Genomic DNA, 14,657 nt, shown 5'->3' with positions numbered 1-14,657 from the left:
TCGGCATCGCGGGAGTGGCGAACTCGCCCCACGTTCCCAGTCATAGCTCAGCAATTGGGACCGCTGGCAAACGGTCGTACCGCTTACTCCAGCGCCGACTCGGCACCGCAGTCCGGACAGGCGAAATCGGCGTCGGCGTCTGGCGGGGACGCTCGCAAGCTGTCGCGCCCGCACTCTGGACACGCCACGTTCTCGTCGAGGTCCGGGATTCGATCGAACAGCACGTCCCCGCCGTCCGGGGGAGCGCCCAGTGCGAACGCCACCACGGTCTCCGTGCCGTCGTTCTTGCCAGACTGGAACTCTCCGGGCCCGAACCGGATCGCCTCGTTCTCGCCGACGGAGATCTCCCCCTCTCGAGTCTCGAACGTCGCCGTTCCTTCGACGACGAGAAAGATTTCCTCCTGGTTGGCGTGGGCGTGGACCGATCCGCTGAACCGTTCCCCCGGTTCGAGGACGTAATGGTTGATCGCGACGTTCGAGGCGCTCAGCGGATCGGTCAGCCGCCGCAGCTCGTGGGTCCGGTTTGCCGGATCGTACGTCTCGGACTCCACGTCCTCGATCGAAACCTTCTGCATGGACGCGAGTTCTCGCGTATCCGTCAAAAAGGCCAGCACGATCGGACACTGGCGAATCTCTAACAACCAGCTAATATTAGCAAGTTATATCACTGCGGGATCGCGTTTCGTCGAGTGATGAGCTTCAGCGACGAACTGCTCGACGAGGGCGAACAGATCTGGCAAGCGCAGTACGAGCATCCCTTCGTGCGGGAACTCGCCCAGGGAACGCTCGACCCGGCGGCGTTCGAGACCTGGGTCCGGCAGGACTACCGCTACCTGCTCGACTACGCGCGAACGTACGCCATCGCCGGAACGAAGGCCCGCGACGAGGCGACGATGGCGTACCTGCTCGGCGTCGCGGATCGGATTCTGAACGACGAGATGGACCTGCACCGCGAGTTCGCGGCGGAGTACGGCCTGACGCCAGCGGATCTCGAAGCGACGGCGAAAGCCCCCACGTGCGTCGCCTACACGAACTTCCTCGTGCGGACCGCCCACGAAGGATCGCTCGCGGAGATCGCCGCCGCGATCTACCCCTGCGCGCAGGGCTACCTCGATGTCGCCGAGCGGATGGCCGAGATTCAGGGCGACGCCGAGCATCGGTACGCGCCCTTCGTCGAGAAGTACACGAGCGACGAGTTCCGCGCGGCCGTCGACCGCGCTCGGGAGTTCGTCGATCGCTGCGGCGAGGAGTCCCCCGGCGAGCGCGACGCCATGCGGGAGGCGTTTCTGACGAGCGCTCGCCTGGAGCACGACTTCTGGGAGATGGCCTACACCTGCGAAGGGTGGGAGATCTGATGGTAACGAGTACGCTCGCGCTCGGCGCCACCGTCGTCACGCTCGCCGCGGTGACGGCGCTGGGACTGCTGTACTCGTGCGGTCGGGTCGACACCGTCGAAGACTACGTCTCGGCGCGCAACTCGATCGGCACCGGCGCGACGACGGCGACGCTCGTCGCGTCGTCGATGGGTGCGTGGATCCTGCTGAGTCCCGCCGAAGCGGGCGCCGCCTTCGGGGGACTCCCCGCGGTGCTGGGGTACACGATCGGGAGCGCGATCCCGCTGCTCCTGCTCGTGCCGGTCGGCGTCCGCATCCGCCGGCTGATGCCAGAGGGCCACTCGCTGACCGAGTACACCCTCGTGCGGTTCGGCCCGCGGATGTACGCGTACGTGCTGGTCGTCTCGATGCTCTACATGTTCGTGTTCCTCGCCGCGGAGATGACCGGCATCGCGGGCGCGCTGGCGATGCTCGCGGGGGTGCCGCTCTGGCAGACCGCCGCGCTGATCGGCGGGTTCGTCCTCGTGTACACCGCCTACGGCGGCCTCGTGGCGACGATCGTCACCGACGCGGTCCAGACGCTCGTGATCCTGCCGCTGCTCGCGGTCGGATTCGCCGGCGCGCTGTTCGCGCTCGGCGGTACCGGCGAGGTCCACGCCGAGATCGCGAGCGCGAACGCCTACCTGCTCGATCCGGGCTACGCGGCCGGCGTCGAGTTCGGGATCTACGTCGTGTTCGCGGTGCTCGGCGCCGGGATGCTCAACCAGGGCCGGTGGCAGCGCGTCTACGCCGCGAAGGACGACGCGACGCTCCGGCGTTCGCTGATCGCCGCCGCGGCGATGAGCGTCCCGCTGATCCTGCTGTCGGGACTATTCGGCGTCGCCGCGTCCGGGCTCGGCCTGATCGGCGGCGGTAACGCCAGCGTCGCCTTCTTCGTGCTGGTCGCCGAGTCGTTCCCCGAGTGGGTCGCGCTGGCGGTCGTGGTGCTCGCAGTGTTGCTCGTCGCCAGTTCCGCGGATACGATGTTCAACGGCGTTGCGAGCCTCGTCACGACCGATCTCGCACGGCTCACCGACGCCGATGCCGCCACGCTCTCTCGGACCGGGCGGGCGTTGACCGTCGTCGTCGCCGCGGGTGCGATCGCGATCGGCTCGCAGGGATACAGCGTGCTCTCGCTGTTTCTGACCGCCGACCTGCTCGCCGCTGCGACGTTCATCCCGTTCGTCGCGGGGCTGTACTCGACGCGACTGACCGAAACCGGCGCGCTCGCCAGTTCGCTCGCGAGCCTCGCCGTCGGCGTCGCGTTCTTCCCGACGCTGCGCGGACCGCTCGCGACCGTCCTCGGCCTCGACGCGGCGCTTCCGGCGCCTTCTTTCGCGTACGCGTTCGTCGGGGCGACCGCCGTCTCCGCGGTGCTGACGCTCGTCGCAGCGCGCGTCGCAGACGCCGATTTCGATCACGGCGGACTGGCGAGCGAGATCCGCGAAATCGAGCAGCCGATGACCGACGGCGGGCGGGACGCGGACGATGATGTCTCGGCTGGTGTGGACGCAGCGGACGCCGCGGCTTCGGAGGTGAACCGATGACGCCGCTCGGACCAACCGCGTTCGGCTTGCTCGTCTGGGGATCGATCGCGCTGGTGCTGGTCAGCTTCGCGTACCTCGCCTATCAGCTCGTGGTCGACGCGCAAAACGGCGCCTGATCGGCCCGACTCCGAGAACCCTACAGCTCGATCCGCACCGAATCGCCCGCCTCGACGCCGAACGCTTCGTCGCCTCGCCCCCGATTGACGTCGAGTTCGACGTTGCCGTGGCTGCCGACGGTGGCGAGCCACTGGCCCTCCGGGACCTCCGCGAACGTCTCGACGGCGGGCACAGCCCGGCCGTCGACGTGCACCTCGTCGAGGCCCTCCAGCACGTAGCCCGGGACGTTCGTGATCGCGTTGCCGAAGTCGTCGACGACCAGCACCTCGCCCCGGACGGCGTCGCCCTCGATCGCCGGTTCGGGGAGGTCGAGATCGACGAACTCGTCGGTCGGCGTCACGTCGCCTACCCCGTCGACGGCGTCGGGCACGGTGCCGTCAGCAGCCCACGACTCGTGAATCTCGGCGGCTGTGGGCGCGAACACGTCCCGACCGTGGAAGGTGCTCGATGCGGCATTCTCGTAGCTGATTTCGTGGACACGGATCGCGTCGTCGGCATCGCTGGTCGCCGCTTCGGCGTCGCCCGCGAGTACTCTCGCGGCCGGCAGCAGGACGCCGTTGTCGGGACCGACGAGGACGTGCTCGCCGGCTTCGATCGCGACCGCGGCCCGGTCGGTGCCGACGCCGGGGTCGACGACGACCAAATGCGTCGCGGGCGGGAAGTAGGGGAGGATCTCGCGGAGCCAGAACGCGGCGGCGCGGACGTCCTGCCGGGGGAACGCGTGGCTCACGTCGACGAGGCGGGCGTCGGTTCGCTGCAGGACGACGCCTTTCATCGCGGCGGGGTACGGCGAGCCGAAATCGGAAGAAAGCGTGATCATGGGTGCTGTGTGGTCGTGGATGTGAGGACGGCCGGGTCAGACGCCGTTGCTGTCGGTCTCGCTGACGCGCTGGATGCGCTCGATGCCGTCGATCTCCTCGACGACTTCGGCGACGGCGTCGGGCACCAGCGACTCCCAGTTGCCGTCTTTGATCATGCGCTCGCGGACCTCCGAGCCCTCCAGCACCTCGCGGTTGAACATCGGCGACTGGCGCACCTCGACGCCGGCTTCCTCGAACAGCTGGATGACGAGGGGGTTGTTCGAGTACGCGACGTCGAAGTCGGGGCTCATGCTCTGGACGTGGCTCACCCAGACGGAGTTGCGATCGAGGTCCTCGATCGGCACCGCGTAGGTCACGAGGTCGACGTCGACGAGCGACTTCGTGAGCATCATGATGCGCTCGCCGGCGGTAAAGGGGTCGTGTCTGGTGTGGGAGGCGTCGGCGCTCCCGATGCCCAGCACGAGCTCGTCGACGTGGTCGTCCTCGACGATGGCCTCGACCATGCTGCGGTGGCCGTTGTGAAACGGCTGGAATCGGCCGATGTAGCACCCGCGGGTCATGCTCGACGGTTCGTCGCTCGGGGCATAAGGGTGGCGAGACGCCGCGGCAGGTGGATCGACGCCGGGCCACGTTGCGACGCCGCGGCTGCTCGGCTATCGTGACGGCCGGCGCCGCGACTGGTCGTGTCTCGGCCGCCGCAGCGTCCGGTTGGCGTCGCGACAGGACCGGCGGTCGGTGCTGCGGGCCGAACTGTCTGTCAAACCGCCGTATGGCGGTCCTCGCGTGCGCCCACGACGCACCGAGGGAGAAAGTATATCAGTAGCGCAGCCTTCGAATTAGGTAGCAGAACGATTCTATGAGTAACGACACGGATACCGACGACGACCCCCGCAGGGACGGGGGAAGCGAACCGCCCGCCGAGGTCCCGGCGTCCCCGGAGGAGGACGCCACGGAGCGATCGGGCGAGTCCGAGGAGCCGACGGACGACGCGTCGGACGGCGCGCCGTCGGGGAATGAACAGCAAACGGGGGAGGGAACAGAGGACGGCGGGCACGCCGAGGACGCGAGTGAAGACACGTCGTCCCAGTCCGCCGACGACCTCGACGACGAATACGGCCTCGAAGACGACCTCGGGAGCGAGGTCGAGGCCGACATTCGCGACGAGTTCGACGAGGACGACCTGCTCGGGGGGCTCGACATCGACTCGACCGACGAGATCGCGATCCCCGACGAGCTGGTCGACCACGTGATCGGCCAGGACGAGGCTCGCGACATCGTCAAAAAGGCGGCCAAGCAGCGCCGCCACGTGATGATGATCGGGTCGCCGGGGACCGGCAAGTCGATGCTGGCCAAGGCGATGAGCCACCTCCTGCCCAAGGAGGATCTTCAGGACGTTCTCGTCTACCACAACCCGGACGACGGCAACGAGCCGAAGGTCCGGACGGTTCCGGCCGGTAAGGGCGACCAGATCATCGACGCTCACAAGGAGGAGGCGCGCAAGCGCAACCAGCTGCGCACCTTCCTGATGCTGATCATCGTCGCGATCATCCTCGGGTACACCCTCATCACGGGAGCGTCGCTCCTGCTGGGTATCATCGCCGCCGTGGCGGTCTACATCCTGTTCCGCTACACGCAGCGGGGCAGCGACGCGATGATCCCCAACATGATCGTCAACGCCGCCGAGCAGACCCAGGCGCCCTTCGAGGACGCCACCGGCGCCCACGCCGGCGCGCTGCTGGGCGACGTCCGCCACGACCCGTTCCAGTCCGGCGGGATGGAGACCCCCAGCCACGACCGCGTCGAGCCGGGGGCGATCCACAAGGCCAACAAGGGCGTGCTGTTCGTCGACGAGATCAACACGCTCGACATCCGCAGCCAGCAGAAGCTGATGACGGCCATCCAGGAGGGCGAGTTCTCGATCACGGGCCAGTCCGAGCGCTCCTCGGGCGCGATGGTCCAGACCGAGCCCGTCCCCTGTGACTTCATCATGATCGCCGCGGGGAACCGCGACGCGCTGGAGAACATGCACCCCGCGCTGCGCTCCCGCATCAAGGGGTACGGGTACGAGGTGTTCATGGACGACACCATCGAGGACACCCCCGAGATGCGCCGGAAGTACATCCGGTTCATCGCACAGGAGGTCGAGAAGGACGGCCGCCTGCCCCACTTCACGCCCGAAGCGGCGAAGGAAGTGGTGCTCGAAGCCAAGCGCCGCTCGGGCCGGAAGGGCCACCTGACGCTGCTGTTCCGGAACCTCGGCGGTCTGGTCCGCGTCGCGGGCGACATCGCCCGCGCCGAGGACAAGGAGTTCACCGAGCGCGAGGACGTGCTGCAGGCCAAGAAGCGCTCGCGCTCGATCGAGCAGCAGCTCGCCGACACCTACATCGAGCGCCGCAAGGACTACGAGCTCACGGTCGCCGACGGCGACGTCGTCGGCCGCGTGAACGGCCTCGCCGTGATGGGCGAGGACTCGGGCATCATGCTTCCCGTCATGGCGGAGGTCGCGCCCGCGCAGGGCGGCGGCCAGGTGATCGCCACCGGGAAGCTCCAAGAGATGGCCGAGGAGTCGGTCCAGAACGTCTCCGCGATCATCAAGAAGTTCTCGGACGTCGACCTCTCCGAGAAGGACGTTCACATCCAGTTCGTTCAGGCGGGCCAGCAGGGCGTCGACGGCGACTCGGCGTCGATCACGGTCGCTACCGCCGTCATTTCGGCGCTGGAGGATATTCCGGTCCGTCAGGATCTGGCGATGACCGGCTCGCTGTCGGTGCGGGGCGACGTGCTGCCCGTCGGCGGCGTCACCCACAAGATCGAGGCCGCCGCCAAGTCCGGCATCGAGACGATCATCATCCCGAAGGCCAACGAGCAGGACGTGATGATCGAGGACGAGTACGAGGAGATGGTCGAGATCGTCCCGGTCAGCAACATCAGCGAGGTGCTCGACGTCGCGCTGGCGGGCGAGACCGAGAAGGACAGCCTCGTCGACCGCCTCAAGAGCATCACCGGGAACGCACTCGATCCGCAGGTCGGTCCCGGCGGATCGAACCCGAGCCCGCAGTAGGCTCTAAAGGGGCATCTTTTCTATCGCCGGTTCGTACGGTGCAACGTGACTCAGTGGGCCGCCTTCGCGCTCGTCGTGTTCGCCGTCCTCGCGGTGGTGCTCGTGCTCGCCCGCGCCACGCAAACGGCATCGAGCGGCGGATCGGAGAACCGCCAGAGGCGGCGTTCCGCCGCCCAACTGCGCGAGGATGCCGAGGCACAACTGCGCGACGCCGCTGCGGCTCAGCCGCACGAGGGCGGCGACCCGCAGAACCCGGACGCCGCCGAGATCGATGGCGAGCGGGACGCGGCTTCCGCCGATGGATCGGCGATAGACCGCGCGGACCGGCGACCGGAGCGCTCCGGCCGCGGGGCTCGACGCAACGACGCCGACCTCCAATCGCTCTCGACGGGCGCCCTGCTGGCGAACGTCGCAGTGACCCACGGCGCGCTCGGCGCGATCCTGCTCGTCGCGGCGTGGGCCGCCGACGTCCCCGCGACCTCGCTCGGGATCGACGCCGCCGCGAACGTCGGCTGGCCGGCGCTCGGCGTCGGCCTCGGGCTCGGCGTCGCGCTGTACGCCGGCAACGAACTGCTCGCGGCCAACCTCGACCGGGTCGGTATCGAGTACAGCGAGGAGCTCCGGGGCGCGCTCGGGCCGGACACACTCGTGGGCTGGATCGTACTGTTGGCGGTCGTGCTGCCGATCATCGCCGTCTTCGAGGAGTTGCTCTTTCGCGCCGCGCTGATCGGCGCGCTGTCGGCGGGCTTCGGCGTCTCGCCCTGGGTGCTCGCGGCCGCTTCCTCGCTGGCCTTTGGCTTCGGCCACGGCATCCAGGGCCCCAGCGGCATGATCGTCACCGGGCTGCTCGGAGGCGTCCTCGCGGCAGCGTTCGTGCTGACGGGGAGCTTGCTGACGGTGATCGTGGCCCACTACCTGATCAACGCCCTGGAGTTCGTCGTTCACGAGGGCCTCGGGATCGAGTGGGCCGGCTAGCAGTTAGTCCTGTACGTGATCGGCTCGGCGGAGTGGCTTCGAACACTACCGCCTCGAAAGCCCCCGGTCGATCGGCCGTCCGGGGCTCGCTGCGCGCTTCGCTCCCTCCGGTCGCTCCAGTGCTTGCGTCGCCCGGGAAGGGCCGATCGACCGGCCCCTTTCAGTCCCACCCGCGCCAGTTGATCGACCGGCATCGGGTGGGACTGAAAGGGGCTGCCGGCTCCGGGAAGACGGACGAAGCAAGCACCGCAGCCACCGAAGGCGGCGAGGAGCACAGCGAGTCCATCGACCGGAGCCGCCGGGAAACGTCGTTTCCCGAGCCCGCGGCGCGTAGCGCCGCGAACGGCAGGGGCTTTCGAGGCGGTAGTGACCGTTCGCGACGCAGGTGCTGAACCGTCGAGCGAAACGTGTCCTAGTCGGCAATCCTCAAGGACGAGCGCGTCCAACAACCGCACAGATGCCCGAGACGCTGGAGCTTCCGGACGGCGAGGTCGTCACGCCCGACGACGTGTTTCTCTACGAGGAGTACCCCTACCGATTCCGGCCGCTCGACCACGAGGAGTACGAATTCAAGCTCGTCCCGCTGTACTGGGGCGGGGGCGACATGGACGTCCCGTTTCCCGATCGCGAGGCGCTCGTCGGCCAGTGGGGACCCGACTCGCGAGGCGTTCTCACCGAGGACGAGTGGGAGGTGTGGCTGCGCTCGGCTCGGGACGACGAGCGCTTCGGCGACGAGGAACTCGACGCGGTGGCCCGGGAGCTCCCCACCGACGATCCGGGCGTGCTGGCGTCGCTCAAGCGGGCGCTGGGGTTCTGAGGGGCTTCAGAGCCCCTCGATCGAACGGAGGCGCTGCTCGACGGCCGGCGGCGCCGCGCTCGGTCCGTCGCTGACGCGGTGGTCCGGGATCACGAGCGGCGCCGGATTCTCCGCCAGCGCGGTACGTACGAGCGTCAGGTCCTCCTCGTCGTCGTCGTTCAGGGAAGGCGTCATGCGGGCGATCGCCGCCACGGTCACCGACTCGCCGTAGGGGACGTCTCTGACCGACTCAAGCACTTTGCGCTGGTCGGTCGGCATCGTCAGCGCGACCTGTACGTCCGCGAAGTTCTCCTCCTCGACGCCCGTGAGGTAGTCGTCGATCCGGTCGAGCAGGGGATGGTCGGTCGCCGCGTCGGCGTCGGCCGACTCGGGGAACGTCACCCGCAGCACCTTGCTGCTGGCGACGCCGAGCTGGACCGATCTATCGAGATACTCCGAGTCGCGCGCGTAGATGCCGGCGTCGTCTGCGTCCATGCTCCTGCTCCGTGAGTCACGAACTTCAAGATGGCGCCGCGTCCTCGGCGGGCGGACGACGGTAGGATCCTTAATTATTAATTAGTATAATTGTTAAATATATTTAAGATAAAACCCAAGTAGTAATCGGCTAATAAAACTGCTGCATGGATTTCAAACGTCGACAGGTGCTGAAGGCGATGGGCGTTGGATCGTTCGGCCTGGCAAGCGGTATCGGCGGCGCCAGCGCCGAAACGGCGGACCTATCGTCGGTCTCGACGACCGACGTCGGTTCGCGGGTTAACTACACCGAGGACGTCATCTATCAGGTCCTGACCGACCGTCTGCGGGACGGCGACACGTCGAACAATCCCGACGGGGAACTGTACGACGAGGACTGCAGCGAGCTGACGAAGTACTGCGGCGGCGACTGGCAGGGGATCATCGACAAGATCGAGGACGGCTACCTCACCGACATGGGCGTGACGGCGCTGTGGATCTCCCCGCCGTTCGAGAACGTCTACGAGATCCACCCCGATTACGACTCGGCGGCGTACCACGGCTACTGGGTGCGCGACCTCAAATCGCCCAACCCGATCTTCGGGGACATGAGCGACTTCCAGCAGCTGGTCGACGTCGCCCATCAGAACGACATCAAGGTCGTCATCGACTTCATCCCGAACCATACGAACCCGGCCAGGGAGGACGACCCGTCGTTCATGGAGGACGGGGCGCTGTACGACGACGGGGAGTACGTCGCGTCGTACGGCGACGATCCGGGCTACTTCCGGCACAACGGCGGCATCGACTTCAGCTCCGGTCCCTCCTACGAGGAGACGCTGTACAAGAATCTGTACGATCTGCCCGACTACGCGCTCCAGTCGTCGTTCATCGACACGTACCTCAAGGAGGCGGTCGAGATGTGGCTGGATACGGGCATCGACGGGATCCGGGTTGACGCCGTCGCTCACATGTCCCCCGAGTGGCAGAAGACGCTGATGGACACGATCTACGAGCACCGCCCGGTGTTCACGTTCGGCGAGTGGTTCATCGGCGCCGACGAGAGCAACTCCCGGTACTACGAGTTCTCCAACGACAGCGGGATGAGCCTGCTCGACTTCCGGTTCGGGCAGGATCTCCAGCAGGTGCTCAAGGAGTTCAGCGACGACGGGTGGAACGGGTTCGTCGACATGCTCGCGGAGACCGAGGCCGAGCACGATCAGATCCTCGATCAGGTCACGTTCATCGACAACCACGACATGGACCGGTTCACGCCCGAGGGCGGGGACACGACGAACACCGACATGGCGCTGGCCGTGCTGTTGACCTCGCGGGGCGTGCCGAACATCTACTACGGCACCGAGCAGTACATGACCGGCGCGAACGAGCCCGGCAACCCCGCGAACCGCGCCAAGATGGCGTCGTTCGACAAGACGACGACCGCCTACCAGGTGATCCAGAAGCTCGCGCCGCTGCGCAAGGAGAACCCCGCGCTGGCGTACGGCGACACCCAGGAGCGGTGGGTCAACAGCGACGTGCTGTTCTACGAGCGCGAGTTCGGCGACAACGTCGTCCTGGTCGGGATCAACCGCAGCAGCACCGCCTGGTACGACATTTCCGGGCTGTTCACGGCGCTGCCCGAGGGAACGTACTCGGACGAGCTCGACGGCCTGATCGACGGGCACCAGCTCACGGTCAACGCCGACGGCTCGGTCGACACCTACTCGCTGGGGCCACAGACCGTCTCGGTCTGGACCTACAACGGCTCGACGACGAGCCCGACGCTCGGCCACGTCGGCCCGACGATGGGGACGCCCGGAAACAGCGTCGTGGTCAGCGGGGAAGGGTTCGGCGACGCGACCGGCTCGGTCCAGTTCGGCGGCACCGACGCGAACGTCGTCTCCTGGTCGGACACGGAGATCGAGGTCACCGTCCCGAACGTCGGCGGCGGCGAGTACGCGGTCTCGGTGACCGACGCGAACGGCAACCAGAGCGGCTCGTTCGACCACTTCGAGGTGTTGACGGCCAGTCAGGAGTCGGTCCGGTTCGTCGTCAGAGACGCCACCACCGACCCCGGTGAGAGCGTCTACCTCGTCGGCAACGTCCCCGAACTGGGGAACTGGGACACGGCCCAGGCCGTCGGGCCGTTCTTCAACCAGGTCGAACACGAGTACCCCGACTGGTACCACGACGTGAGCGTCCCCGCCGGGACCGATCTGGAGTTCAAGTTCATCAAGAAAGACGACAGCGGGAGCGTCACCTGGGAGTCCGGCTCGAATCGGACGTACACGACGCCCGCGGACTCGACGGGCGAGTACGACGACGCCTGGAAGTAGGTCGGACGCCGACGTTCGGCGACGTTCCGGCATCCGGCATCGTCCCCCGTCTGTAGATAGTCCCGATCGCACTTTTTGTCGAATTAGCACCGCTTTGGAGTAGACGCGTCGCGCGGGTGCGCAAGTCTTATGTGCATTTCCGTCCGTTAATGTACGATAATGGACGCTGATGAAGACGTAGCGCCGGCGGTCCGATCGATCCTCGACGCCGCCGAACGGCGCGACTCGCCCGACGGAGAGCGCGTGTCGGTCGACCCCCGGTCGCTCGACGACGCCGTCGCGGCGACGGAGGCGGACGGCCGGACGCCGGTGATCGCCGAGGTCAAGCCCACCAGCCCGACGACGGAGGGTACCCGAACCGACGATCCCGTCGAGCTCGCCCGCGCGATGGTCGACGGCGGTGCGGCCGCCCTCTCGGTGCTCACCGAACCGGAGCACTTCGGCGGCAGCCCGGAGTACCTCGAACGAGTGCGCGAGGCCGTCGACGTACCGGTGTTGCGCAAGGATTTCCTGCTGCGCGAGGCCCAGCTCGACGCCGTCGAGGCCGACGTCGTCCTGCTGATCGCGCGGTTCGTCGGCGACGATCTGGCCGACCTGCTCGCGGCGGCCCGCGATCGAGGGTTTCAGGTGCTCGTCGAAGTTCACACGCGCGAGGAACTGGAACGAGCGATCGACGCCGGTGCCGAATTCGTCGGGGTGAACAACCGCGACCTCGCGAAGCTGGAGGTCGACCTCGCGACGTTCGAGGACGTCGCCGCGCACGCACCCGACGACGTGACGCTGATCGCCGAAAGCGGCGTCTCGACGCCGGCAGACGTCCGACGGATGCGGGAGGCGGGCGCCGACGCCCTGCTGATCGGCAGCGCGATCATGGACTACGACACCGATGAGCGAAGCTCATCGAGCCCTCGCTCGGCTTCGCCTCGCGAGGACGACGACGCGGATCCGGCCGCAACCGTTCGAGAGAACACCGAACGACTGACCATGGCGGAGTCCCAGAGAGGAGACAACGAATGAGCACGACGAAGTTCGGAGAGTACGGCGGACAGTACGTGCCGGAAGTGTTGATGCCGGCGATCGAGGAGCTCACCGACGCCTACGAGCGCTACGTCCTCGAGAACGAGGACGGGTTCATGGACGAGTTCCGGGAGCGCCTGGCCGACTTCGGCGGCCGACCCACGCCCTTGCAGCGCGCCGATCAGCTATCCGAGCGCTACGACGCCGACGTCTATCTCAAACGCGAAGATCTGCTCCACGGCGGCGCCCACAAGCTCAACAACGCGCTCGGCCAGGTGCTGCTGGCGAAGTACATGGGCAAGGAGCGCATCGTCGCCGAGACCGGCGCCGGCCAGCACGGCACCGCGACGGCGATGGCCGCGGCACACCTCGATATGCCCTGCGAGATCTACATGGGTCGCCGCGACATCAACCGCCAGCGCCCCAACGTGTTCCGGATGCGTCTCAACGGCGCCGAGGTGATCCCGGTGACCGTCGGCCGGGGCACGCTCAAGGAGGCGATCAACGAGACGATGCGCGAGTGGGCGACCAGCGTCGAGGACACCCACTACGTGATCGGCTCGATCGTCGGTCCCCATCCCTTCCCGCGGATGGTGCGGGACTTCCAGTCGGTGATCGGCGAGGAGGCCCGCGAGCAGGTTCGGGACAAAGCCGGGCGCCTGCCCGACAGCGTCGTCGCCTGTGCGGGCGGCGGCTCGAACACGATGGGCGCGTTCCACGAGTTCGTTCCGGACGCCGAAGACGGTGACACGACGCTGTTCGCCGTCGAAGCGGGCGGCGAGGGCCTGTTCGTCGACGAGGACGAGGGCGTCGCCCCGCACTCGGCGTCGCTCTCTTCGGGCGACGAAGGCGTCCTCCACGGCGCCCGAACCAAGCTGCTGCAGGACGCCGACGGCCAGATCGTCGAGTCCCACAGCGTCTCCTCGGGGCTGGACTACGCCGGCGTCGGGCCGGAACTGTCGTACCTCGTCGACGAGGATCTGGTTACGCCGGTCAGCGTCGACGACGACGCCGCGCTCGAAGGGTTCCACCGGCTCTCGCAGGTCGAGGGGATCATCCCCGCGCTGGAGTCTGCCCACGCCGTCGCCTTCCTCGAACAGCAACTCGGCCCCGACGGCGTCCCCGCCGAGACGGCGGAGCAGGATCTGGGCGACGTGATCGTGCTCAACCTGTCGGGCCGGGGCGACAAGGACCTCGAATCCGCCATCGAGGAGACCGAGAAGCGCGACATCGACGCCGCGCCCGACATGGGGGTCTTCCATGAGTGACGTAGAGCAGGCGATCGCCGGCGACGAGCCGTCGCTCGTTCCGTACGTCACGGCGGGCGACCCCGAGCCCGAGGCCACCGCCGAGTACGTCGAGGCGCTGGCGGCGGGCGGCGCCGACGTGATCGAGCTCGGGATGCCCTTTTCGGAGCCGATCGCAGACGGCCCGACGATCCAGAACGCGATCCAGCGCGCGCTCGCGGCGGGCACGACGCCCGAGCGATTCTTCGAGATCGTCGAAGGCCTGGACGTCGACGTGCCGCTGGTCTGCATGACCTACTACAACCTGCTGTACCAGTACGGCGAGGAGAAGGAGGGCAACGACTACGAGCGCCTCCGTCCATTCGTCCGACGTGCGTCCGAGGCCGGCATCTCCGGGCTGATCATTCCGGACCTGCCGGTCGACGAATCGGACCCGCTTCGGGAGGCCTGCGACGAGTTCGGCGTCGACCTGATCTTCGTCGTCGCGCCGACGACCACCGACGAGCGCTTAGAGGCGATGCGCGAGCGCGTCTCCGGATTCGTCTACGTCCAGGCCCGCCTCGGAACGACGGGCGCGCAGGCCGACGTCAGCGATGCGACCCACGAGAGCCTCGCGCGGCTCGCCGAGTGGTCGGTCCCCAAGGCGGTGGGCTTCGGCGTCAGCGAGCGCGAGCACGCCGAGGAGATCGTCGCGGCGGGCGCCGACGGCGTCGTCGCGGGCAGCGTGTTCGTCGACATCGTCGCGGAGGGCGAGACGGACGGCGGCACCGTCGCCGAGCGGCTCGAAGCCAAGGCCGCGGAGCTGAAAGCCGGCGCGATCGACGGCTCCGACGCCCGGCCGGACGAGGCCGGCGATCCCGTCGACCGCACGACCTGAGCGCTGGCCGGCGGCG

Annotated in this window: 13 protein-coding genes; 9 read left to right on the top strand and 4 right to left on the bottom strand. The window is 67.7% G+C overall.

What is annotated here, in order from left to right; all coding sequences use genetic code 11:
• Positions 1-83: 83 nt before the first annotated feature.
• A complete protein-coding gene (locus tag NO931_RS11690; protein WP_256392512.1) occupies positions 84-575 on the bottom strand; it encodes a cupin domain-containing protein in 492 nt (163 codons plus the stop codon).
• Between the two features lie 117 nt (positions 576-692).
• Between NO931_RS11690 and tenA the strand changes: the two genes are divergently transcribed.
• Positions 693-1,355 carry a thiaminase II gene (gene tenA, locus NO931_RS11685; protein ID WP_256392511.1) on the top strand — a complete coding sequence of 221 codons (663 nt, stop codon included), beginning with the start codon at positions 693-695 and terminating at the stop codon, positions 1,353-1,355.
• Positions 1,355-2,920 (top strand): sodium:solute symporter family transporter, encoded by a 1,566-nt coding sequence (locus NO931_RS11680; RefSeq protein ID WP_256392510.1) that lies wholly within the window; start codon positions 1,355-1,357, stop codon positions 2,918-2,920. Before tenA ends, NO931_RS11680 begins: the two co-directional genes overlap by 1 nt.
• A gap of 136 nt (positions 2,921-3,056) precedes the next feature.
• Here the strand turns inward: NO931_RS11680 and NO931_RS11675 are convergent, their stop codons facing one another.
• Together NO931_RS11675 and NO931_RS11670 are read right to left on the bottom strand one after the other, a co-directional pair.
• On the bottom strand, positions 3,057-3,857 hold the full coding sequence (locus NO931_RS11675; protein WP_256392509.1) for an SAM hydrolase/SAM-dependent halogenase family protein: 801 nt from the start codon (positions 3,855-3,857) through the stop codon (positions 3,057-3,059).
• Positions 3,858-3,893: 36 nt separating this feature from the next.
• Positions 3,894-4,418: a nicotinamide-nucleotide adenylyltransferase gene (locus NO931_RS11670; RefSeq protein ID WP_256392508.1), complete on the bottom strand. Its 525-nt coding sequence runs from the start codon at positions 4,416-4,418 to the stop codon at positions 3,894-3,896.
• A gap of 296 nt (positions 4,419-4,714) precedes the next feature.
• On the opposite strand from NO931_RS11670, the gene lonB reads away from it, so the two are divergent.
• The 3 genes from lonB (at position 4,715) to NO931_RS11655 (ending at position 8,711) form a co-directional block, all read left to right on the top strand.
• The gene (lonB, locus tag NO931_RS11665; RefSeq protein WP_256392507.1) at positions 4,715-6,919 is read left to right on the top strand and encodes an ATP-dependent protease LonB; all 2,205 of its coding nucleotides are present in this window, start codon (positions 4,715-4,717) and stop codon (positions 6,917-6,919) included.
• Positions 6,920-6,964: 45 nt separating this feature from the next.
• Positions 6,965-7,894, top strand: coding sequence for a CPBP family intramembrane glutamic endopeptidase (locus NO931_RS20745; protein WP_256392506.1), 930 nt, complete (start codon positions 6,965-6,967; stop codon positions 7,892-7,894).
• A 457-nt stretch (positions 7,895-8,351) separates the two neighbouring features.
• Entirely contained in the window at positions 8,352-8,711 is a 360-nt protein-coding gene (locus NO931_RS11655) for a hypothetical protein (RefSeq protein WP_256392505.1), read from the top strand.
• Positions 8,712-8,717: 6 nt separating this feature from the next.
• Here NO931_RS11655 and NO931_RS11650 read toward each other — a convergent pair whose 3' ends face one another.
• Positions 8,718-9,185, bottom strand: coding sequence for an MGMT family protein (locus NO931_RS11650; RefSeq protein ID WP_256392504.1), 468 nt, complete (start codon positions 9,183-9,185; stop codon positions 8,718-8,720).
• 146 nt (positions 9,186-9,331) lie between these two features.
• On the opposite strand from NO931_RS11650, the gene NO931_RS11645 reads away from it, so the two are divergent.
• The 4 genes from NO931_RS11645 to trpA all read left to right on the top strand — a co-directional run bounded on the left by NO931_RS11645 (position 9,332) and on the right by trpA (position 14,641).
• Positions 9,332-11,500: an alpha-amylase family glycosyl hydrolase gene (locus NO931_RS11645; RefSeq protein ID WP_256392503.1), complete on the top strand. Its 2,169-nt coding sequence runs from the start codon at positions 9,332-9,334 to the stop codon at positions 11,498-11,500.
• 159 nt (positions 11,501-11,659) lie between these two features.
• Positions 11,660-12,517: an indole-3-glycerol phosphate synthase gene (trpC, locus tag NO931_RS11640; RefSeq protein ID WP_256392502.1), complete on the top strand. Its 858-nt coding sequence runs from the start codon at positions 11,660-11,662 to the stop codon at positions 12,515-12,517.
• Positions 12,514-13,785 (top strand): tryptophan synthase subunit beta, encoded by a 1,272-nt coding sequence (gene trpB, locus NO931_RS11635; protein WP_256392501.1) that lies wholly within the window; start codon positions 12,514-12,516, stop codon positions 13,783-13,785. The genes trpC and trpB overlap by 4 nt, the downstream gene beginning before the upstream one ends.
• Positions 13,778-14,641 carry a tryptophan synthase subunit alpha gene (gene trpA / locus NO931_RS11630; RefSeq protein ID WP_256392500.1) on the top strand — a complete coding sequence of 288 codons (864 nt, stop codon included), beginning with the start codon at positions 13,778-13,780 and terminating at the stop codon, positions 14,639-14,641. The genes trpB and trpA overlap by 8 nt, the downstream gene beginning before the upstream one ends.
• Positions 14,642-14,657: the final 16 nt, after the last annotated feature.

The sequence above is a fragment of the Natronoarchaeum rubrum genome (assembly GCF_024494695.1).
This window is presented reverse-complemented; position numbering and strand designations above follow the sequence as displayed.

What these genes read in the sequence shown, in the direction of transcription:
- NO931_RS11690 (WP_256392512.1), bottom strand. Translation starts at nt 575, where the DNA reads ATGCAGAAGGTTTCGATCGAGGACGTGGAGTCCGAGACGTACGATCCG.
- tenA (WP_256392511.1), top strand. Translation starts at nt 693, where the DNA reads ATGAGCTTCAGCGACGAACTGCTCGACGAGGGCGAACAGATCTGGCAA.
- NO931_RS11680 (WP_256392510.1), top strand. Translation starts at nt 1,355, where the DNA reads ATGGTAACGAGTACGCTCGCGCTCGGCGCCACCGTCGTCACGCTCGCC.
- NO931_RS11675 (WP_256392509.1), bottom strand. Translation starts at nt 3,857, where the DNA reads ATGATCACGCTTTCTTCCGATTTCGGCTCGCCGTACCCCGCCGCGATG.
- NO931_RS11670 (WP_256392508.1), bottom strand. Translation starts at nt 4,418, where the DNA reads ATGACCCGCGGGTGCTACATCGGCCGATTCCAGCCGTTTCACAACGGC.
- lonB (WP_256392507.1), top strand. Translation starts at nt 4,715, where the DNA reads ATGAGTAACGACACGGATACCGACGACGACCCCCGCAGGGACGGGGGA.
- NO931_RS11655 (WP_256392505.1), top strand. Translation starts at nt 8,352, where the DNA reads ATGCCCGAGACGCTGGAGCTTCCGGACGGCGAGGTCGTCACGCCCGAC.
- NO931_RS11650 (WP_256392504.1), bottom strand. Translation starts at nt 9,185, where the DNA reads ATGGACGCAGACGACGCCGGCATCTACGCGCGCGACTCGGAGTATCTC.
- NO931_RS11645 (WP_256392503.1), top strand. Translation starts at nt 9,332, where the DNA reads ATGGATTTCAAACGTCGACAGGTGCTGAAGGCGATGGGCGTTGGATCG.
- trpC (WP_256392502.1), top strand. Translation starts at nt 11,660, where the DNA reads ATGGACGCTGATGAAGACGTAGCGCCGGCGGTCCGATCGATCCTCGAC.
- trpB (WP_256392501.1), top strand. Translation starts at nt 12,514, where the DNA reads ATGAGCACGACGAAGTTCGGAGAGTACGGCGGACAGTACGTGCCGGAA.
- trpA (WP_256392500.1), top strand. Translation starts at nt 13,778, where the DNA reads ATGAGTGACGTAGAGCAGGCGATCGCCGGCGACGAGCCGTCGCTCGTT.